The sequence below is a fragment of the Leifsonia sp. McL0627 genome (genome assembly GCF_058244615.1).
Genome location: NZ_JBZCGM010000006.1, coordinates 666,366 through 686,682, shown reverse-complemented (window position 1 = coordinate 686,682; position 20,317 = coordinate 666,366). Strand labels below are relative to the sequence as shown.

Sequence of the window (20,317 nt, the reverse complement as noted above, 5' to 3'; positions counted from 1 at the left end):
GAGAGTAGTGTGCGCCTCATGAGCGATCAGAACAGACCCAAGCCGCACCCGCCGCGCGACGCCGACGCGCTCACCGACGCCGTCGCCGACCTCGGGGCCGACGACGACGAACGCCTCGACGCCGTGGCGGAGCACAACGACTCCCTGGAGGAACGCCTGCCCGGCGACGACGAACTGCCCCTCACCAAGGGGTAGGCCGCCCGCCCCGCGCCCTGGTTGGGGGCCTGTCCCGGCCCGCATCCGCTCGGTACGGTTGCGCGGTGGACAACAGCGAACGGATGCGCGACAGGGTCGCCGGATATGCGGTGATGGAGCAGGTCGTGCGGTTGCACAGCGACGTCCCTCCCCGCTCCGCCGTCGCCCGCGCCTTCGGCAAGCGGCCGCTCAGCGCCGACGCGCGGCCGTGGTTCGCCGGAGCGCTCGGGGAGCGCGAGGTGGGCGCACTGCTCGACAAGCTCCCGGACGGCTGGACGTCGTTCCACGCTCTGCCGGTCGGTTCCGGGGAGGCGGACATCGACCATCTCGTGGTCGGCCCAGGTGGCGTGTTCGTCGTCAACACCAAGAGCCATCAGGGCGCGGAGATCTGGGTGGGCGAGCGCGCCGTGCTGGTGAACGGCTCGAAGCAGCCGTATCTGCGCAACTCCGAGTTCGAGGCGTCGCGCATCCGGAAGGTGCTCGCAACGGCGGGAATCGTCGCCCCGGTGAATGCGGTTGTCGCGGTGATCGGCGCCAAGAAGCTGACCGTGCGCCAGCAGCCGGCCCGGGTCGCCGTGCTCGGCGCCGAGGGTCTGAACCGCTGGCTCACGCGGCGTCCGGCCGCCATCGACAGGCCGACCGTGGAGGCGATCGTGCACGTTGTCGACGACCCGACCACCTGGCGCGCATCGCCTACCGGCGCCGCGTCTGCGAGTCCGGACACCGTCGAGCGGTTCGACGCGATCGCCCGCGAAGACCGCACAGCACGCGCCGTGCGTCTCGGCTGGCTGCTCGCGGTCGCCCTCGGCGCGCTCGCGGTGGCGCTGCCACTCCTGCCGGGCGGCGTCCTAGCGAACTGACAGCGTCGCCGTCGTGCGCATCCTGAGCTCGACGGCGCCGTCCGCCTCGTCCAGCTCGAACGCCACCGTCACCGAGTCGAGCTCGGACAGCGACCGCAGGTGCGTCCCGCCGCAGGGGATCTCGACCGTGCCGTCCGGCAGCCGACAGCGCCAGGTGCGGCGCTCCCCGAGCCCGTCGCCGTCCCGCCCGATCGACACCGCGGCCCCGCTGGCCAGCCAGCCAGCCAGCAGCGCGTTCGCCGCCGCCTCGACGCCGGAGAGCGCTCCGGCCAACTCGGCGGCCTGGAAGCCCTTCTTCCGAAGGCTCTTGCCGATGCGGTATGTGTCGAGCGACCCGTCCGGCAGGATGCGCGACTCGGTGATCGCGAGCTGGTCGAAATTCGGGTTGCCGCGCCCGTCGACCGCCACCTCCTTGCTCCACAGCCCGGCGAGCGCCGCGTTGAGCGCGAGCGCGGCAAGGTGGCAGCCGGTGTGCCCGGCCGACAGCGCCCGGCGCACTGTCGGGTCCACCGTCACCGTGACCGGCGTGCCAGGCACGAGCCCGGCGGCGTCCTCCACGAGGTGGCAGACGACGAACGCCCAGCCCTCCGTGCCCGTGCGCACCGGGGCGTCGCCGACGAACAGGTTCTCCCCGTCGACCGCCCCGACCACCGCACCGACCACCGGATGCACGGCCCCGTCCGCCGACAGCGTCCCCTCGTCGGCCGGCTGGTCCGGCCACACCGGGTCGACGGCGTGGAACGCCGTCCTGTCGAGGACGATCGCCGTGCGTCCACCCTCGACCGGCTGTGCGATGAGCACGGTGCCGGTCGAGGTGACGTCGCCGTCCGGATAGGTCACGATGGTGTCCGCCCCGTCGGTGGCGAACGGGTGTGCGAGAGGGAAGCTCATCCCCCCAGCGTACGAGACGCGGTCACTTCGTGAGCGTGTCGACGTACTGCTGGTGCTTCGCCATCCACTTCGTGACGATCGGGTCGTAGTCGTCGGTCTTCTTGCCGTTGAACATCTCGTTCTCGAGCGAGTACAGCAGCTTCGAGTCCAGCTTGAAGCCCTTGACCCAACCGGCGACCTCCGGGAACTTCTTGCCGAAGCCTGTGCTGCCGATCGAGTGGATGGACTCCGCCGTTCCGAGCGTGTTCTTCGGGTCCTTGAGGTCTTTCAGGTCGAACTGGTCGTATGCCCAGTGCGGACGCCACAGGGTGACGGCGATGTTGTCCTTGCTCTTCATCGCGCTCGTCAGCTCGGCCAGCATGGCCGGGGTGGACGACGTCATGAAGTCGAGCTTGCCGAGGCCGTACTCCGGGATGACCTTGTTCTGCGTCGCCTCGGTGAGACCGGCGCCCGGCTCGATGCCGACCAGGCGGTTGCCGAACTCGCCCGCGTGCGCAGCGAGCTCGTCGAGCGAGTCGATCGGGGCGTCCTTATTGACTGCGATGGTCAGCTTCGCCTCGTTGTTCCAGGCGCCGAGGTCGACCAGCGAGTCGCCGTACTTCTTCATGTACGCCTCGTGCGTTGTCGGCAGCCAGCCGTCGAACGCCACGTCGTAGTCGCCCGTGCTGAGGCCCGCGAAGGCCGGTCCGGCGTCAGCGTACTCGAACTTCACGCTGTAGCCCTTCTCCTCCAGCACGTGCTTCCAGAGGTACGACGCCGCTTCGCCTTCCGGCCAGCCGTTGAAGACGGCGACCTTGATCTCGCCCTTGTTCGCGTCGGCCTGCGAGACCGCAGCGATGCTGGTGCCGCCGACCACCACGAGCGCCGCGGCGCCGAGCACCGCGAGCGCACGCTTCGGCATCCGTGTGCGTGCAGCGCCGACCGAGGCGGTGAGCCTGTCCAGGATGATCGCGATGATCACCACGGAGAGCCCGGCCTCGAAGCCGAGTCCCACATCCACCCTGCTCAGCGCCTGGACGATGTCACGGCCGAGACCGCCGGCGCCGACCATGCCCGCGATGACGACCATCGAGAGCGACAGCATGATCACCTGGTTCACCCCGGCGAGGATCGAGGGCATGGCGAGCGGCAGCTGGATCTGACGCAGGATGCGCCGGGGCGACGAACCGAACGCGCGGCCTGCCTCGACGATCTCGCTGTCGACCCCGCGGATGCCGAGTTCGGTGAGTCGGACGCCGGGCGCCATCGCGAAGATGATCGTCGCGACGATGCCGGGCACCACGCCCACGCGGAACAGGATGAGCGCCGGGATCAGGTACACGAACGCCGGCATGGTCTGCATGAAGTCGAGCACGGGCCGGATGATCGCCGACGCCGTCTTCGAGCGTGCAGCCAGGATGCCGAGCGGCACGCTCAGCGCCACCGCGATGGCCGCGGCGACGATCACGAGCGCCAGGGTGTCCATCGCGTTCGACCACTGGTCGATGCTCGCGATGACGAGCAGACCGACCACGGTGCCTGCGCCGAACACCCAGCCCCGGAGCCAGACGGCCAGCACCGCGAAGATCAGGATGATGCCCCAGAACGGCGGCGTCTGCAGCACCCAGTCCATGCCGTCGTACAGCCCGGTGAACACGGTGCGGATGACGTCGAAGACCGGGCCGAAGACCTGGGTGACGAAGTCGACGACGCTGGACGCCCAGTCGCCGAGAGGAAGTCGCAGATCCATCAGCGCACCTCCTCGAGCTCGGAGGCTCCGCCTTCTCGGGCGGCTGCCCCCTGGGCCGTGTCGAGCAGCGTCTGGTTCACCACATCCACCGAGATGGTCGCCGGCGGTTCGACGACGATCGGGATCTCGGTGGTCTCGCTCGTGACGTTGCCGAGCGCGGCGAGGAGGGTCACCCGCGGGATGACGCCGAGGAGCCGGTGATTGTCGTCGACCACCGCGAGGGGCAGGTCGCTGCCGACCGACAGCTCGACGAGGTCGCTCAGCACCTCGTCGCGCGAGACGGACGCGATGCCGTCGTCGATCACGGCCGACAGGTCGGACTGCCCGTCGCGGACCTGACGCATCACGTCCCTGTCGCGCACGGCGCCGAGCAGACGGCGGCCCTGGCCGACGACGAACGCGGCAGAGGTCTGCAGGTCGCGCATCGTGCGCACGGCGGCGCGTGGTCCCGCCGAGACCGTGACGAGCGCACGGACGGGCTCCATCACGCTCGCGGCGGTGAGCACGCGGGCGCGGTCGACGTCCTGCACGAAGCTCTCGACGTAGTCGTTCGCCGGGTCGGTGAGGATCTCCTCCGGCGTCCCGATCTGCACGACGCGGCCGTCGCGCATCACGGCGATCCTGTCGCCGAGGAACATGGCCTCGTTGAGATCGTGCGTGATGAACACGATGGTCTTGCCGAGCTGAGCCTGCAGTTCGATCAGCTGTTCCTGCATCTCGCGCCGGATGAGCGGGTCGAGCGCGGAGAACGCCTCATCCATCAGGAGCACGTCGGTGTCGGCCGCGAGCGCCCTGCCGAGGCCGACGCGCTGCTGCATTCCGCCGGAGAGTTCGCCTGGCAGCTTGTCGCCCCAGCCGGAGAGTCCGACCAGGTCGAGGACGGTCTCCGCCTTGGCCCGGCGCTCGGCGACGGGGACGCCCTGCACTTCGAGGCCGTATGCGAGGTTGTCGAGCACCGTGCGGTGCGGGAGGAGGGCGAAGTGCTGGAACACCATCGAGATGTGCTTCTGACGCACATCCCGGAGCTTCGCGGGCGCGAGACCGGTGATCGTCGTCCCCATCACGTCCACTTCACCGGCTGTCGGCTCGAGCAGCCCGTTCAGCAGGCGGATGAGGGTGGACTTGCCGGAGCCGGACAGCCCCATCACCACGAAGATCTCCCCTGTCTTCACCGAGAAGCTCGTGTCGATCACCGCTGCGGTCCCGGCAGCCGAAACGTCGTCGCGGGTCGCCCCGCCTTTCAGCCGGCGCACGACCTCGCCGGGTTTGCGTCCGAACACCTTGTACAGATTCCGCGCTTCGACGGCAGCAGATTCGCTCACTTGTTCTCCGTGGCACGCGACGTACTGCCTCTGCGTGCCGGTGGTTGCGCCCGGGTGGGCAGCGTGAACAGCTGGCGACTCAAGCGGGTCGGAATGACACGCGAATCGCGGGCTGCCGACGTGCCATCGGGGCACGCCCACACCGCCCGACCGTACGTTCCAAAGCGCAGGACCGGTGTACACGTCGGCCCGACCGCCCGGAGCGCGGGCTGGGTTATTGCGGCCCCGCATCGGCCAGGATGGGCGGACGAGGCACGTCGACGCTATCAACCTGTACAAGGCTAAAGCCAATCGAGATTCCGTATTTCGCAATGCATGCCGTTCGGGGAATGCGACGACATCCGCGCCAGCACAGGCATCCGTCGGGCACTGGCATCGTTACCTTTCTGTTACCTGAGTACCCAGCCTCCGACCGCCTCTTCCCGCTGCTGGGGATGTGCGGCAGACTCTCTGCATGAGTTCCGACAGCGGCGATCACGCCTGGCAGCGCGTCCCGATCGACGCCCAGAGCGTGGATGCCCCACTCTCCCGCTCCGCGATCTTCCTCGTGGTCTCGATCGCGGACAACGACGAAGCGTTCGCCATCGTCAAGGACGTGCTCTCCGACCTCTCCGGGCTCGTGAAAACGGTCGGCTTCCGCGACCTGAACGCGCACCTCTCCTGCAACGTCGCCATCGGCGCGGCGGTCTGGACGAGGCTCACCGGCCGCGGCCTCCCCCGCGAACTGCACCCGTTCCCGGAGATCCGCGGCCCGGTGCACACCGCCGTCTCGACGCCGGGCGACCTGCTGTTCCATATCAGGGCGGAGCGCGGCGACTTCACCTTCGAGTTCGAGCGCCTGCTACTGTCGGCGCTCGGAGACGCCGTGGAGCTGGTCGACGAGGTGACCGGCTTCCGCTACTTCGACGCACGCGACCTGCTCGGTTTCGTCGACGGCACGGCCAACCCGACCGGCGACGAGATGGCCGCCGCCACCCTGGTGGGCTCAGAGGACCCGGAGTTCGCAGGCGGCAGCTACGTGGTGGTGCAGAAGTATCTGCACGACCTCGGCCGGTGGGGCTCCCTGCCGACGCAGGCCCAGGAGGGTGTGATCGGCAGGACCAAGGCCGACAACGTGGAGCTGGACGATGCCGAGTACGGCCAGAAGTCGCACAAGACCCTCACCACCATCACCGACGAGTCCGGTGTGGAGCACGACATCCTGCGCGACAACATGCCGTTCGGCCGGGCCGGTCACGGCGAGTTCGGCACGTACTTCATCGGATACTCCCGGGCGCTCTGGGTGATCGAGCGGATGCTGCAGCGCATGTTCGTCGGGGACCCGGAGGGCAGCTACGACCGCATCCTCGACTTCTCCACCGCCGCGACCGGCACGACGTTCTTCGCGCCGTCGCGCGCGATCCTCGACGCGCTCGGCGACTGATCCGCCGCGGGGCTGTGCGCAGTGCTGCGCGCGGCGCCGCGCGCCCTGGCCAGCTGTCCGACCAGGATGCCCGCGAGCACCACCGCGAGCCCCACCCACTGCCGTCCGGTCAGCGTCTCCCCCGCCACCGCGGCACCCAGCAGCACCCCCGCCACCGGGTTCAGCAGCCCGATGAGCCCGACCGTCGCCGCCCCCAGTTTCCTCAGCCCGGTGAACCAGACCAGGAACGCCAGCGCCGTCGCCACCACGGAGATGTATGCGAACCCGGCCACCGCAGCCCCGTCGAGCGCGGGAGGCGGGCCCTCCACCAGCAGCGCGAACGGGATGACGAGCACTCCCCCGGCGAGCAGCTGCCATGAGGTGGACGAGAACACGTCGATCCCGTCGCTCCACCGCGTGGCCAGCACATACCCGACCGACGACAGCAGCATCGCGGCCAGCGACGCCACGACGCCCAGTGGATGCACGCCCGCCGCCCCGCCGAGCAGCATCACGCACACCCCTCCCACGCCGACGAGCGCACCCGCCACGGCGAGCATCCTGGGTCGTTGGCCGAGGAACAGCCAGCCGAACCCCATCATCGCCAGCGGAGACGTCGCCATGACCGTTGAGGCGATCCCGGCCGGCAGGAGCTGGGCGGCCGCGTAGACGAGTGCGAAGAACCCGCCCATGTTGAGCACGCCGAGCACCGCGGAGCGCCACCACCAGGATCCGCGCGGGAGGCGGCGGCGGACGAGCAGCAGCAGGATTCCGGCCGGGAGGGCCCGGATGACGGCTCCCCAGAGCGGTTCGCCCGGCGGCAGCACCGCCCCAGTGACGACGTACGTGGACCCCCACGCAATTGGCGCGATGGCGGTGATCGCGATCCAGACCCATTTAGCTTCCATGGAAGCCATTTTAGCTTACCGGGAAGCTATTTTTCTTCCCCGGAAGCTATTTTTCTTCCCCGGAAGCTATTTTTCTTCCCCGGAAGCTAGGCTGCCTCCGTGAGCACCCACGAGCACGCCGCCACCCCGGCCCCCGACCGCATCGCGCGCATCCAGCAGGAGTGGGCGCGCGAGCGCCCAGACCTCGATGTGTCGCCGCAGGCCGTGATCGGCCGCCTGCACAGGATCGCGGCGCACCTCACCGCCGAGCTCACCGCCGTCTACGCGAAGCACGGCCTCACAGAAGGTGACTTCGACGTGCTCGCCGCCCTGCGCCGCGCCGGGGCGCCGTTCGAGCGCACACCGGGCGACCTCGCCGCGCACACCATGGTCACCACAGGCGGCATGACCAAGCGCATCGACCGCCTCGAAGCAGCCGGGCTCGTCACCAGACGCACGGGCACGCACGACGGCCGCAGCAGAGTCGTCGCCCTCACCGACCTCGGCAGAACCACCATCGACGCCGCCTTCACCGACCACATGGCCAACGAGCGCCGCCTGCTCGACCAGCTGGATGCGCGCGACGCGGCCGCCCTGGAGGGTGCGCTCACCCGGTGGCTCGCGCGCTTCGAGTGACCACACCGCCGGACCACACCGCCGCCCGCCGGTCCGTAACAGTGTGACCGCACGCTGGCGGTCCATCAACCGATGCGCCATGCTGAAAACCCCACAGCCGCAGCACTTTAACAGCCCCGGAGTCCGCATGTCCCGCCGCCGTATCCTCTCTGTCGCCGCCATCGTCGCCGCGACGGCCATCGCCCTCACCGGATGCGCGTCCGGCTCCGGATCCTCGCCCAGCAGCACGGCGGACGCCTACCTCACCCCCGGCAAACTCACCATCGGCACCGCAGAGCCCGCGTACTCTCCTTGGGTGGCCGACGACAAGCCGGAGTCCGGCAAGGGCTTCGAGTCCGCCGTCGCGTACGCCGTCGCCGACAAGCTCGGCTTCGCGAAGAGCGACGTGGTCTGGGTGCGCACCACCTTCGACCAGGCCATCGCGCCTGGGCCGAAGACCTTCGACTTCAACCTGCAGCAGTTCTCGATCACCGACGAGCGCAAGAAGGCCGTCGATTTCTCCTCCCCCTACTACGAGACCACCCAGGTCGTCGTCACCACCGGCTCGTCGCCCGCAGCGAAGGCCACCTCGCTGGCCGACCTCAAGAAGCTGGCCATCGGCGCGCAGAGCGCGACGACCTCGTTCACGGCGGCCGAGAAGGAGATCGCACCGACCGGCGGCGTGCAGGCGTTCAACTCGAACGACGACGCCAAGCTCGCACTGGAGAACAAGCAGGTGGACGCGATCGTGGTCGACCTTCCCACTGCCTTCTACCTGCGCGACGCCGAACTGAAAGACGGGAAGATCGTCGGCCAGCTGCCGAAGACCTCCGGTCAGTCCGGCGACCAGTTCGGCCTCGTCCTCGCCAAGGGCAGCGCGCTGACCCCCAAGGTCACGGCCGCCGTCGACGCTCTCCGAAAGGACGGGACGCTCGACAAGCTCGCCGAGACCTGGCTCGCCACCGACGGCAACGCACCGGTGCTCAAGTAGCACCGTCGCCGAAACCACTGTCGAGCCGCTAGCGTTCACTGGTGAGCACCACCCAGCAGCCGGGCGCCGCTCCGCCCTCCGGCGGCGCAGCACAACCCAGCGCCGTCGAACTCGGACGACGCACCTTCCGCCGTCGCCAGACGACGCGCTCCGTGCTGATCAGCCTGGCCAGCACCATCGTCGTTGCCGTGCTCGCCTGGATCTTCGTCATCAACACGCCGGGCTGGGCGTCGGTGCAGCAGACCTTCTTCGACCCCGCCGTGGCCGTGAAGGCCTGGCCGCGGGTGTTCGACGGACTGTTGCTGAACATCCGGGTGCTGATCGTGTCGGCGGTCGGCGTGCTGATCGTGAGCATCTTGATCGCGACGACGCGCACGCTCCGCGGCCCGATCTTCTTCCCGCTCCGCGCGCTGGCCGCCGGATACACGGACCTGTTCCGCGGGATGCCCCTGATCATCGTGCTGTACCTGGTCGGCTTCGGGCTCCCAGGGCTGGGCGTCTTCCCGCGGATGCCGCCCGAGTTCTGGGGGACGATCGCCCTGGTGCTGGTGTATTCGGCCTATGTCTCGGAGGTGTTCCGCGCCGGTATCGAGGCCGTGCACCCGTCGCAGCGTCTGGCCGCCCGTGGACTCGGTCTCAGCCACTACCAGACCCTGCGGCTGGTGATCCTCCCCCAGGCCGTCCGCAAGGTCACGCCGGCCCTGATGAACGACTTCGTCGCGATGCAGAAAGACGTCGGCCTGATCTCCATCCTGGGAGCAGTGGATGCGGTCCGCGCCGCCCAGATCGAGACCGCCGCCGCGTACAACTTCACCCCGTACGTGCTCGCCGGGCTCCTGTTCGTCGTCCTTGCGCTGCCGATGATCCGGCTCACCGACTGGTACTCGGCCAGAGTGCGCAAGCGCGAGCAGATCGGGAGCGTCGTATGAGCGGGGAGAGCACCGCGCGGGACGTTGCGCAGCCGGTGCTCCGCCTCTCCGGGGTCAGGAAGCGCTTCGGCGAGACCGAGGTGCTGCGCGGCATCGACCTCGACGTGCAGCGACATGAAGTCGTCGCCCTGATCGGCGCGAGCGGGTCGGGCAAGTCGACGCTGCTGCGCACGATCAACCTGCTGGAACGCATCGACGACGGCCAGATCTTCCTCGGCGACGACGACATCAGCGACCCCCGCACCAGGATGGACGCGGTCCGCGGCCGCATCGGCGTCGTCTTCCAGCACTACAACCTGTTCCCGCACCTATCCGTGCTCGACAATGTGACCCTCGCCGGCCGCCGGGTGCACCGCATCCCGCGCAAGGCAGCGGAGGCGAAAGCGCTGGAGCTGCTCGGCGCGATCGGCCTCGGCGACAAGGCGAAGGAGTTCCCCGACCGGCTCTCCGGCGGCCAGCAGCAGCGCGCGGCGATCGTGCGCGCCATCGCCACCGATCCGGAGCTTCTGTTGCTCGACGAGGTCACCAGCGCCCTCGACCCGGAACTCGTCGGCGAGGTGCTCGAACTCGTCCGCGACCTGAAATCGTCGGGCACCACCATCGTGATGGCCACGCACGAGATGGCCTTCGCGCGCGACGTCGCCGATCGTGTGGTGTTCCTCGACGCCGGTGTGATCGCCGAACAGGGGGCGCCGGCGCAGCTGTTCGGGGCGCCGCAGGAACCGCGCACCCGCGCCTTCCTCGCACGCTTCTCCGGATGGGTCGCATAAGCGTCACGTCAAGTCGGCGGCTCCCGTGTTACGCGGCTCGTGCAACAAACGAAACAGGGTGTCATCTTCGTCGCTCCGGAGGCGCAGCCCCGGATACAACAGGGTGATCATGTCGCGCATCTTCACAAGCAGATTCAACCCGGGCAAGGCCCGCTGGGAGCTGGTCGTCAGCCCGGACGGCGACGTCTACGCGTTCCCGCTGACGCTCGCCATCGCGCAGCGTCAGGTGCTCGACGGGCACCGCAGGTACCTGGTCGGACGCGTCGAGAAGGGGCACGAGACGTGGACGGCGAGCGGCCCATCCGGGCTGATTTTCGGGACGACGTTCCCGACGCTGCCGTCGGCACTCGGGGCGATCGCCGAGGAGGTCGACCTGGCGCCCGTCCCCTAGTCCACTCCCCTAGGCCGCCATTCCCTTACGCCGAGGGCGCGGACGCCTCGGCGGCGCCTGAGGTCGCCAGGGCGTCCTCCAGGGCCACCCACGGCAGCATCGCGCACTTGATGCGCGTCACGTACTTCGACACCCCGGCCAGCGCCACCGCGTCGCCGAGCAGCTCCTCGTCGCCGTCGATGGTTCCCTTCGACTGCATCAGTTCGCGGAACGCGGCGACCGCCTCGGTGACCTCGTCGCGCGACACATCGTGCACGATGTCGCTGAGCAGCGACGCCGACGCCGTCGAGATCGAGCAGCCGTGCCCCTCCCAGCTGATCGAGGCGACGCCGCCGTCGGCCGATGGATGCACGTTCAGCGTGACCTCGTCGCCGCACGTCGGGTTCAGCTGGTGCGAGCTGCCCACCGCCTCCGGGCGCAGACCGTAGCCGTGCTTCTGCTTGGCATGGTCGAGGATGACCTGCTGGTAGAGGTTCTGAAGATCGGACGAGCTCATCGGTCGACTCCGAAGAAGGAGCGGGCGTCGGCGACGGCGGCGACGGCCGCATCCACCTCGTCCGCTGTGTTGTACAGGTAGGTGCTGATGCGCGTGCTCGCCGTGGCGCCGAAGCGGCGGTGGACAGGCTGCGCGCAGTGGTGGCCGACGCGCACGGCGATGCCGCGGTCGTCGAGGAACTGGCCCACGTCGTGCGAGTGGATGCCGTCGACGACGAAGCTCGCCAGGCCGACGCGGGGCACCCCGCGTCCCGGCCCCAGCACCCGGACGCCGGGGATCTCCGCCAGCCCGTCCAGGATGCGCGCCCCCAGCTGCTCCTCGTGGGCTTCGATCGCGCGCATCCCGACGCCGTCGAGGTAGTCGACGGCCGCGGCGAGGGCGACGGCCTGCGAGACGCGCTGCGTCCCGGCCTCGAACCGCTGAGGGGCCGGGAGGTATTCGGCGCCGTCGAGGGTGACCGTGGTGATCATCGAGCCGCCGGTGAGGAATGGCGGGAGCGCGTTCAGCAGCGCGCGCCGGCCGTAGAGGGCGCCGACGCCGGTCGGCCCGAGCATCTTGTGGCCGGAGAACACGGCGAAGTCCACGTCGAGGGCGTGCAGGTCGAGCGCGAGGTGCGGCGCGGACTGGCAGGCGTCGAGGACGGTGAGCGCCCCCGCCTCGTGCGCGAGCGCGACGAGCGTCTCGACCGGGTTGATCGCGCCGAGCACGTTGGAGACGTGCGTGAACGCGACGATCTTGGTGCGCGGCGTGATGACGCGCGCCGCCTCGTCGAGCCGGAGCTGACCGTCGTCGTGCAGTCCGATCACCCGGAGGGTCGCGCCGGTGCGCGCCGCGAGCTCCTGCCAGGGCACGAGGTTGGCGTGGTGCTCCGACTCGGTGACGACGATCTCGTCGCCCTCGCCGATCCGGAACCGTGCGGCCGCGTCTCCTCCACGCCCGAGCGACGCATTCGAGATGCTGTACGCGAGCAGGTTGATGCCCTCGGTCGCGTTGGAGGTCCAGACCAGTTCGTCCGCGTCGACGCCCACGAACCGGGCGACGCGCGCGCGGGCGTCCTCGAACAGCTCGGTGGCCTCGCCGGCCACGGTGTGCGCCCCGCGGTGCACCGCCGAGGTGTACTGCTCGACGAACGAGCGTTCGGCGTCCAGGACCTGGCGAGGCTTCTGCGAAGTGGCGCCCGAATCGAGGTAGACGAACGGGTGACCGTTCACCTCGCGGGCGAGGATCGGGAAATCCGCGCGGACGCGGGTGATGTCGATGGTGTCGGTGTGCATGCGATGAAAACCTTACTTCCTCTGACTGCAAGGCAGGCGAGGGTTACGGCATTCCCGGACGCGTGACGACACTCGTCGTCACACGGGTCTCCGCGATCGCGCGCGTCAGGATTCGCGGCCGACCGGCGGCTCTCCGACGAACTGGTGGGCCTCAGCAGCGAGCTCCGGCCAGTCGGCGAGGTCGGCGATGCCGACCCACGCGCCCCGCGCATCCACTACCCCTCCGGAGGCGGCAGTGGCGACACCTCTGCCCACAAGATCGAGCGCCCTGGCGGCAGGCAGGTCGACCACGAGCGCATCGCCGTCGAGTAAGGCGAACAGCCGTCCGTGAACGTGCAGTCCCTTCTCGGTGGCGACCACGGCGTCGTCCGGGTCCTCCAGGAGGCGCGTGGCGAGCAGGTCGAAGGCCACGTTCGGTGATGCGTCGGTCATGTCGCGACCCTAGCGCACCCCCTCCTCAGAATCGAGTGGGGCCTGGCGCGTCGCACCGCATCCGGATACTGTGCTCGCAGGCCCCCGTTCGGGGGTGGAACCCCTCCGACCGATTGGTGTTGCAATGGTGCTCCGCTCGTCCTCCACACGTTCCCGGCACGGCCGCCTGGCGGCGGGCGCCGCCGGCGTTCTCGCGCTCGTCGTCGGCTTGGGAGTCGTCGACGCGTCGGCCGCGTCGGCCTGGGATCCTGGGCCGGGACACGGCAGCCAGCACCAGCAGCTCGCGCCGCGCACCTCATTCACGATGGCGGCGGACGGGTCGAGCGGCGCAACGCAAGGCGGCGAAGGAATTCCAAACATCGACTCGGTGAAGAAGACCATCGCCACCTACTACGGCGACCCCGGCACCGGCATCGCGAACAAGACGGCGTCGCCGTACATCAGCGAGCTGTCCGCCATCGTCGCCGGGGAGACGGCGAAGCTGCAGGCCGAATACGCCGCGGCGAAAGCCAAGGGCGAGAAGCCCGCGATTGTCTTCGACGCCGACGACACCACGCTGTGGACGTACGACATGGAGGTGGCGGACATGCACTTCACCTTCAACCCGGCCGAGCAGAACGTCTGGGTGCAGGATCAGCGCTTCCCCGCCACTCCGGCGATGGTCGCGTTCGTCAACACGGCCGCCTCCATCGGCTTCACCGTGTTCGGGCTCACCGGCCGCAACGACGACCAGAAGGCCGCCACCCTCGGCAACCTCTCCAAAGTCGGCTACACCCCGTTCACCGCGGCGAACTTCTACACCAAGTGGACGGGCGTCGGCGCCTCCCAGCAGCCGTCGTACATCACCTGCGCCACCGCCAAGTGCACCACCGTCGAGTACAAGGCGCTCACCAGGAAGCACATCCAGGATCTCGGGTACACGATCGACCTCAACGTCGGCGACCAGTGGTCCGACCTGCAGGGCGGGTACGCCCAGCGGGCGCTCAAGCTGCCGAACCCCACCTACTACCTCCCGTCCCCGGACCTGCCCGGCGTGAACGAGCCGGCGCTGACGCCGCGCACGCACTTCACGATGGCGCCGGACGGCTCCAGCGGCGCGACGCAGGGCGGCGAGGGCATCCCGAACATCGACTCGGTGAAGTCGACGATCGCCACGTACTACGGCGACCCCGGCACTGGCATCGCGAACAAGACGGACTCCCCGTACATCCGGGAGCTGCGCAGCCTGGTCCTGCGCCAGCTCCCCCAGCTGGCCGCGACCTGCTTCGTAGAGAAGAAGCTGCACAAGAACCCGGCCATCGTGCTCGACGCCGACGACACCACGCTGTGGACGTACGACATGGAAGTGGCAGACATGCACTTCACCTTCAACCCGGCCGAGCAGAACGTCTGGGTGCAGGACCAGCGCTTCCCCGCCACCCCGTCGATGACCACCCTCGCCGCCGTCGCCCAAAAATCCGGATGCACGCTGATCGGCCTCACCGGACGCAACGACGACCAGAAGGCCGCCACCCTCGGCAACCTCGCGAAAGTCGGGTACACCGGCTTCACCGCACCGAACTACTACACCAAGTGGACCGGCGTCGGAGCCTCCCAGCAGCCGTCGTACATCACCTGCGCCACCGCCAAGTGCACAACCATCGAGTACAAGTCGCAGACCAGGGCGCACGTCGAATCGGCGGCGGGCGGCAAGTACGACATCGTCGCCAACTACGGCGACCAGTACAGCGACCTGATCGGCGGCTCCGCCGACCGCGCCGTGAAGCTCCCCAACCCGACGTACTACCTGCCGTAGCCGCGCCTCGGCTCGTGCGAAAAGTGCGGTCGCGCCTCGCGTGACCGCACTTTTCGCACGAGCCGTGCGCCGCCCGCTACGCTGACGACAGCAGGGAGGCGCGGATGCGGAAGCCGTTCAGGATCACGACGTGGCAGGGCAAGCTGACATACGTGGTGGCAGGGTGGCTCGTCACCGTCGCAATCAACCGCGTCATCGCTTCCGTCGACGGACAGTCGGTGACCTCGGAGATCATCGCGACGGTCCTGGCCGTCTCGCTGTTCCTGGTGGGTGCCAGACTGTTTCGAGGCTCAAATGAGCTGCGCGATCCGCCCCGGCCATGGTGGCGGATGACCGCCGGTGCAAAGCTGAGCCGTCGGCTGGGCATCCTCTTCATCGTCATGTCCGGCCTCATGACGTTCGGTGCTCTGGGCCTACTCTTTCCGCGCGCACCCGGCAGGCCACCGGTGACGCCGCTCGATGTCTTCTCCGCGAACATGTCCGTACTCATGTGCGCCACGCTCGCCATCTTCTACGTCACCTCCGGGCGACGGCTGCGCCGCCTAGAGGGCCCAGCACCGAAGCACCCCACCGCCCCGCCCGGCCTCGCCGCGAGCTACGACGAGAGCGACCGGCCGCGCACTCGCTGAGGGCCGCCCCCGGTATTCTCGAAGGATGGTCGAGCGCACGAACGGGTCTCCGTGGTACTTGGTGGGCGGGATCGTGCTCGTGGCGGTCGGGCTCGGGGTGCCCCTGCTCATCGACGCGGCGACCGGCCAGACGCAGTGGATCGTGCGCGGTGTCGGCGTCCTGATCGCGGTCGGCGGCGGCATCCTGATCGGGTTCTGGGTGCGTCATAGGCAGGGTCGCTGAGCCAGTACTGTTCGACTATGCGCCTCGGAGTACTCGACGTCGGTTCGAACACCATCCACCTTCTCGTCGTCGATGCACACCCCGGAGCGCGCCCCATCCCGGCCGCCACGCACAAGTCGGTGCTGCGCCTGATGCGCTACATCACCGAGGACGGTGCGATCAGCGATGAGGGCTGCCAGGCGATCCTCGACGCCATCGCGTCGGCGATGCGCGTGGCCGAGCAGGAGGGCATCGAGGAGTTACTCCCGTTCGCCACCTCCGCGATCCGCGAGGCCAGCAACGGTCCGGCCCTGCTCGCGCGCATCCTGGCGGAGACCGGCGTGGACCTGCAGGTGCTGTCGGGTGAAGACGAGGCCAAGCTGACCTTCCTGGCGGTGCGCCGCTGGTCCGGCTGGTCTGCCGGCGGCATCCTGCTGTTCGACATCGGCGGCGGCTCGCTGGAGATCGCGGCGGGCGGCGACGAGTACCCCGACCTGGCCGTCTCCGTGCCGCTCGGCGCGGGCCGCAGCACCATCGGCTTCCTGCACGACGACCCGCCCACCGACAGCCAGGTCGACGCCCTCCGGATGCACGCCCGCTCCGTCCTGCAGGATGCGGTCGCGCGTTTCGGCGACCGCCCGTCCGGCGGCCACGTGGTCGGCACCTCCAAGACCATCCGCTCCCTCGCCAGGCTCGCCGGTTCGACCGCCGCGGGTCCTGGCGGCACGGAGCGCAGCCTGCTGAAGCGGTCGGAGCTCTCCGACTGGGTGCCGCGCCTCGCGCAGCTTCCCGCCGACGCGCGCACTGCACTGCCGGGCATCACGGCCGACCGCACGTTCCAGATCGTGGCGGGTGGCGTCGTCCTCCGCGAGACCATGCGCGCGTTCGGGGTGGAGGAGCTCGAGGTGTGCCCGTGGGCGCTGCGCGAGGGCATCATCCTGCGCTACCTCGACCACCTCGGCTGACCGGCCCGCAACCACCGAGATACCAGTAACTGCACCGCATCCCGGGCGTTTCGCGACAGTTACTGGTATCTCGCGGGCGCCCGACTCCGGCACCCGTGCCGGGGCAACAAAAAAGCCCGGATAACCGGGCTTTTTCTCTTCGATCTCTACTGCTGGGGTACCTGGACTCGAACCAAGAACAACGGTACCAGAAACCGCCGTGTTGCCAATTACACCATACCCCACTGTCCTGAACCGAAGCCCGGGCACAAGAGACAACTTTATCCTACGCCGAGCCCCAATTACAAAACGGGCGTCCCGGGCGTGGCGTCGATCGTCAGTCCGATGAGATCCCGGTTGATCGCGGCGGCCGCGACCGCGCCGGAACCGGCGGCGACGATGAGCTGCTGCGGGCCGGGAGGCGTCGTCTCCCCGACGGCGTACACGCCGGGCACGGAGGCGCGTCCGTGCGCGTCTGTGCGGAGGTAGCCGTCGTCGTCCGTCTCGAGGTCCAGCCCGGCGGCGAACGCGAGCGACGGCGTCCACAGCGGGCGGACGAAGCCGCCGGAGCGGTCGATGACCGTGCCGTCGACGAGACGAACGCCGGTCATCGTGCCGCGCTCCCCCACCACGTCGTCGATCGCGCGACGCTCGACGCGCACGCCGAGCCGGGCGAGCGCGCGTTCGTCGTCGTCGCCCACAACGCCGATGCCGTTCGTGAAGACGATCAGGTCGTCCGTCCACTGGGTGAGCAGCAGCGCGCGTTCGGCGAGGTCGTTCGTCTCGCCGATCAGGGCGAGCGGCGCATCCCGCTTCTCGTAGCCGTCGCACTCGACGCAGCTGTGCAGCTGTGTTCCGTAGTACGCCCGGATGTTCGGGACGGCCGGAAGCGTCTCCTGCAGCCCGGTGGCGAGCACGACGGTCTGCGCGACCACGTCGATGTCGGCAGCGCCGCGCACGCCGGTAGCGCGCACGCGGAACCCGGCGTCCGAGACCTCGACGCTCTTCGCCAGCGCGAACGCCACCTCGCCGTCGTCGTACGCCTCGACCTCTTCGCGGCCGATGCGGCGCAGTTCGAGCGGGGCGATGCCGTCGCGAGTCAGGTAGCCGCGCGCGACCAGCGTGGCCGCGTGCCGTGGCCGGTTGCTGTCGACCACCAGCACGTCCCGGCGCGCACGCACCAGGTTGAGGGCGGTGGACAACCCGGCAGGGCCTCCGCCGATGACGACGACCTCGTGGGACTCGCGGGGCACGCCGGACGCCTAGCCGAGTGACGCGGAGAGCTTGTCGAGCCTGGCGATGGACTCGGCCTTGCCGAGGATCTCCATCGACTCGAACAGCGGAGGCGAGATGCGGCGGCCGGAGACCGCGACGCGCAGCGGGCCGAACGCGACGCGGGGCTTCAGCCCGAGCGCCTCGATCAGCGCATCCCGGAGTGCGGACTCGATGTTCTCGTGCGTCCACTCGGCGACCGGCACCAGTTCGAGCGCACCCAGGGAGGCGGCGAGCACCTCTCCGGCGTTCGCGGGCAGCGAGGCGCGCGCGTCGTCCTCGATCGTGAGCGACGCAGTGTCGGTGAACAGGAAGCCGAGCATCCCCGGTGTCTCGCCGAGCAGCTGCACGCGCTCCTGCACGAGCGGCGCGGCCTCGGCCAGGATGGCGCGCTGGGCGTCGCTGAGCGGCGCACTCAGGATGCCGGCGGCCTCCAGATACGGGACGGTCCGCTCGGCGAAGTCGGAGACCTCCAGCAACCGGATGTGGTCGCCGTTGATCGACTCGGCCTTCTTCAGGTCGAACCTGGCCGGGTTGGGGTTGACGTTCACCACGTCGAACGCGGCGACCATCTCGTCGATCGAGAAGACGTCGCGGTCGTGGGTGAGCGACCAGCCGAGAAGCGCCAGGTAGTTGACGAGCCCCTCCGGGATGAACCCGCGGTCGCGGTGGTGGAACAGGTTCGACTCAGGGTCGCGCTTGGAGAGCTTCTTGTTGCCCTCCCCCATCACATACGGCAGGTGGCCGAAGCGCGGCACGAACGTGGTGATCCCGGCGTCGATCAGCGCGTGGTAGAGCGCGATCTGGCGCGGGGTCGACGACAGCAGGTCCTCACCGCGGAGCACGTGGGTGACGCCCATCAGCGCGTCGTCCACCGGGTTCACGAACGGATAGAGCGGGTGCCCGTTGGGGCGCACGACCACGAAGTCGCTGAACGATCCGGCCGGGAACGTGATCTCGCCGCGCACCAGGTCGTCGAAGCTGAGGTCGGTGTCCGGCACGCGCAGGCGCAGCGCGGGCTGACGGCCCTCCGCGCGGTATGCGTCTTTCTGCTCGTCGGTGAGGTCGCGCTCGAAGTTGTCGTAGCCGAGCTTCGGGTCGCGGCCGAGCGAGACGTTGCGCGCCTCGATCTCCTCGCCGGTGGCGAAGCTCTCGTAGATGTGGCCGGACGCCTTGAGTGTCTCGATCACGTCGCGGTAGATGTCGTAGCGCTCCGACTGCCGGTACGGCGCGTGCGGCCCTCCGACGTTCACTCCCTCGTCCCAGTCGAGCTTGAGCCAGGTGAGCCCCTCGATGATCTGGTCGAAGCTCTCCTCGCTGTCGCGGGCGGCGTCGGTGTCTTCGATGCGGAAGACGAGCTTGCCTCCCGTGTGCCGCGCATACGCCCAGTTGAACAGGGCGGTGCGGATCAGGCCGACGTGCGGCGTGCCGGTGGGCGACGGGCAGAAGCGGACGCGGACGTCGGCGCCGGTGGCCGTGGAGAACGGGTGCGAGTTGGAGTCAGACATACTCCCCCAATCCTACTTGGCGGCACGCACCGGATTCACGAGCGAACCGACGCCCTCGATCTCGACCTCGACGGTGTCGCCCGCGACGATCGGGCCGATCCCGGCCGGGGTCCCGGTGAGAATCACGTCGCCGGGCAGCAGAGTGAACACGCTCGACGCGTACTCGACGATCGACGGGATGTCGTGCACCATGTCGGCGATGGTCGCGTCCTGCTTGAGCTCGCCGTTCACCCGCGTGCGCAGGTAGGCGTCCGGCTTCAGCTCGGTCTCGATCACCGGGCCGAGCGGGCAGAAGGTGTCGAAGCCCTTGGCGCGCGTCCACTGGCCGTCGCTCTTCTGCAGGTCGCGGGCGGTGACGTCGTTGGCGACGGTGTATCCGAAGATGTACTCGTGCGCGTCCGCCGCGGACACGTTGCGCGCGATCTTGCCGATCACGACGGCGAGCTCGCCCTCGAAGTCGACCTGCTTCGACTGCTGCGGCAGCACGATGGCGTCGCCCAGCCCGATCACGGCGGTGTTCGGCTTGAGGAACAGCAGCGGCTCCTCCGGGGCGTCCCCGCCCATCTCGGCGGCGTGGTCGCGGTAGTTCTTGCCGACGGCGACGACCTTCGAGCGCGGGATGACCGGCGCGAGCAGCGCGCCGACCTTGCTGAGCGGCACGCGCTCCCCGGTGGTGTCGAACCCGGCGAACATCGGGTCGCCGGCCAGGACGACGAGGGCGTCCTCGTCGACGATTCCGTAGTCGATGGTGCCCTCATGGCTGAAGCGTGCGATTTTCACGCT

The 20,317-nt window shown here is 69.2% G+C and carries 22 protein-coding genes and 1 tRNA gene; 12 read left to right on the top strand and 11 right to left on the bottom strand.

What is annotated here, in order from left to right:
* The first annotated feature begins 18 nt into the window (after positions 1-18).
* On the top strand, positions 19-195 hold the full coding sequence (locus tag AC37TH_RS19265) for a hypothetical protein (RefSeq protein ID WP_490765949.1): 177 nt from the start codon (positions 19-21) through the stop codon (positions 193-195).
* Positions 196-260: 65 nt separating this feature from the next.
* Entirely contained in the window at positions 261-1,055 is a 795-nt protein-coding gene (locus AC37TH_RS19260; RefSeq protein ID WP_490765948.1) for a nuclease-related domain-containing protein, read from the top strand.
* Here the strand turns inward: AC37TH_RS19260 and AC37TH_RS19255 are convergent.
* From AC37TH_RS19255 to AC37TH_RS19245, 3 genes are read right to left on the bottom strand one after another with little or no spacing between them, the layout of a single operon-like run.
* Complete coding sequence (locus tag AC37TH_RS19255) at positions 1,044-1,946, bottom strand: alanyl-tRNA editing protein (RefSeq protein ID WP_490765947.1); 903 nt, start codon at positions 1,944-1,946, stop codon at positions 1,044-1,046. The genes AC37TH_RS19260 and AC37TH_RS19255 overlap by 12 nt on opposite strands.
* Positions 1,947-1,968: 22 nt before the next feature.
* Entirely contained in the window at positions 1,969-3,675 is a 1,707-nt protein-coding gene (locus AC37TH_RS19250; protein ID WP_490765946.1) for an ABC transporter permease/substrate binding protein, read from the bottom strand.
* Positions 3,675-4,997, bottom strand: coding sequence for a quaternary amine ABC transporter ATP-binding protein (locus AC37TH_RS19245; protein ID WP_490765945.1), 1,323 nt, complete (start codon positions 4,995-4,997; stop codon positions 3,675-3,677). The genes AC37TH_RS19250 and AC37TH_RS19245 overlap by 1 nt, the downstream gene beginning before the upstream one ends.
* A gap of 454 nt (positions 4,998-5,451) precedes the next feature.
* Between AC37TH_RS19245 and AC37TH_RS19240 the strand changes: the two genes are divergently transcribed.
* The gene (locus tag AC37TH_RS19240; protein ID WP_490765944.1) at positions 5,452-6,420 is read left to right on the top strand and encodes a Dyp-type peroxidase; all 969 of its coding nucleotides are present in this window, start codon (positions 5,452-5,454) and stop codon (positions 6,418-6,420) included.
* On the opposite strand, the gene AC37TH_RS19235 is transcribed toward AC37TH_RS19240, so the two are convergent.
* Positions 6,330-7,307, bottom strand: coding sequence for an EamA family transporter (locus tag AC37TH_RS19235; protein WP_490765943.1), 978 nt, complete (start codon positions 7,305-7,307; stop codon positions 6,330-6,332). The genes AC37TH_RS19240 and AC37TH_RS19235 overlap by 91 nt on opposite strands.
* A 99-nt stretch (positions 7,308-7,406) precedes the next feature.
* Between AC37TH_RS19235 and AC37TH_RS19230 the strand changes: the two genes are divergently transcribed.
* The 5 genes from AC37TH_RS19230 (at position 7,407) to AC37TH_RS19210 (ending at position 10,982) form a co-directional block, all read left to right on the top strand.
* Positions 7,407-7,922 carry a MarR family winged helix-turn-helix transcriptional regulator gene (locus AC37TH_RS19230; protein ID WP_490765942.1) on the top strand — a complete coding sequence of 172 codons (516 nt, stop codon included), beginning with the start codon at positions 7,407-7,409 and terminating at the stop codon, positions 7,920-7,922.
* A gap of 127 nt (positions 7,923-8,049) precedes the next feature.
* Positions 8,050-8,892 carry an ABC transporter substrate-binding protein gene (locus tag AC37TH_RS19225; RefSeq protein ID WP_490765941.1) on the top strand — a complete coding sequence of 281 codons (843 nt, stop codon included), beginning with the start codon at positions 8,050-8,052 and terminating at the stop codon, positions 8,890-8,892.
* Between the two features lie 41 nt (positions 8,893-8,933).
* A complete protein-coding gene (locus AC37TH_RS19220; RefSeq protein WP_490765940.1) occupies positions 8,934-9,821 on the top strand; it encodes an amino acid ABC transporter permease in 888 nt (295 codons plus the stop codon).
* Complete coding sequence (locus tag AC37TH_RS19215) at positions 9,818-10,591, top strand: amino acid ABC transporter ATP-binding protein (RefSeq protein WP_490765939.1); 774 nt, start codon at positions 9,818-9,820, stop codon at positions 10,589-10,591. Before AC37TH_RS19220 ends, AC37TH_RS19215 begins: the two co-directional genes overlap by 4 nt.
* Before the next feature lie 58 nt (positions 10,592-10,649).
* Entirely contained in the window at positions 10,650-10,982 is a 333-nt protein-coding gene (locus AC37TH_RS19210; protein ID WP_490765938.1) for a hypothetical protein, read from the top strand.
* Positions 10,983-11,007: 25 nt separating this feature from the next.
* Here AC37TH_RS19210 and sufU read toward each other — a convergent pair whose 3' ends face one another.
* From sufU to AC37TH_RS19195, 3 genes are all read right to left on the bottom strand, one after another.
* Positions 11,008-11,478, bottom strand: a complete 471-nt coding sequence (sufU, locus tag AC37TH_RS19205; protein WP_490765937.1) for a Fe-S cluster assembly sulfur transfer protein SufU — start codon at positions 11,476-11,478, stop codon at positions 11,008-11,010.
* Positions 11,475-12,752 carry a SufS family cysteine desulfurase gene (locus AC37TH_RS19200; RefSeq protein WP_490765936.1) on the bottom strand — a complete coding sequence of 426 codons (1,278 nt, stop codon included), beginning with the start codon at positions 12,750-12,752 and terminating at the stop codon, positions 11,475-11,477. Before AC37TH_RS19200 ends, sufU begins: the two co-directional genes overlap by 4 nt.
* 105 nt (positions 12,753-12,857) lie before the next feature.
* A complete protein-coding gene (locus AC37TH_RS19195) occupies positions 12,858-13,184 on the bottom strand; it encodes a hypothetical protein (protein ID WP_490765935.1) in 327 nt (108 codons plus the stop codon).
* A 124-nt stretch (positions 13,185-13,308) separates the two neighbouring features.
* Here AC37TH_RS19195 and AC37TH_RS19190 point away from each other — a divergent pair, with 124 nt between their 5' ends.
* The 4 genes from AC37TH_RS19190 (at position 13,309) to AC37TH_RS19175 (ending at position 16,775) form a co-directional block, all read left to right on the top strand.
* Positions 13,309-14,979: an HAD family acid phosphatase gene (locus AC37TH_RS19190; protein WP_490765934.1), complete on the top strand. Its 1,671-nt coding sequence runs from the start codon at positions 13,309-13,311 to the stop codon at positions 14,977-14,979.
* Positions 14,980-15,083: 104 nt separating this feature from the next.
* Positions 15,084-15,608, top strand: a complete 525-nt coding sequence (locus AC37TH_RS19185; protein ID WP_490765933.1) for a hypothetical protein — start codon at positions 15,084-15,086, stop codon at positions 15,606-15,608.
* Positions 15,609-15,633: 25 nt separating this feature from the next.
* On the top strand, positions 15,634-15,831 hold the full coding sequence (locus tag AC37TH_RS19180) for a hypothetical protein (RefSeq protein WP_490765932.1): 198 nt from the start codon (positions 15,634-15,636) through the stop codon (positions 15,829-15,831).
* A 17-nt stretch (positions 15,832-15,848) separates the two neighbouring features.
* The gene (locus tag AC37TH_RS19175) at positions 15,849-16,775 is read left to right on the top strand and encodes a Ppx/GppA family phosphatase (RefSeq protein ID WP_490765931.1); all 927 of its coding nucleotides are present in this window, start codon (positions 15,849-15,851) and stop codon (positions 16,773-16,775) included.
* A 152-nt stretch (positions 16,776-16,927) separates the two neighbouring features.
* Here AC37TH_RS19175 and AC37TH_RS19170 read toward each other — a convergent pair.
* The 4 genes from AC37TH_RS19170 to AC37TH_RS19155 form a co-directional block, all read right to left on the bottom strand.
* Positions 16,928-16,999: transfer RNA gene (locus tag AC37TH_RS19170), tRNA-Gln, on the bottom strand.
* A 57-nt stretch (positions 17,000-17,056) separates the two neighbouring features.
* Complete coding sequence (locus tag AC37TH_RS19165) at positions 17,057-18,007, bottom strand: NAD(P)/FAD-dependent oxidoreductase (RefSeq protein ID WP_490765930.1); 951 nt, start codon at positions 18,005-18,007, stop codon at positions 17,057-17,059.
* 9 nt (positions 18,008-18,016) lie between these two features.
* Positions 18,017-19,534: a glutamate--tRNA ligase gene (gene gltX, locus AC37TH_RS19160; protein ID WP_490765929.1), complete on the bottom strand. Its 1,518-nt coding sequence runs from the start codon at positions 19,532-19,534 to the stop codon at positions 18,017-18,019.
* Between the two features lie 12 nt (positions 19,535-19,546).
* A complete protein-coding gene (locus tag AC37TH_RS19155; RefSeq protein WP_490765928.1) occupies positions 19,547-20,314 on the bottom strand; it encodes a fumarylacetoacetate hydrolase family protein in 768 nt (255 codons plus the stop codon).
* Positions 20,315-20,317: the final 3 nt, after the last annotated feature.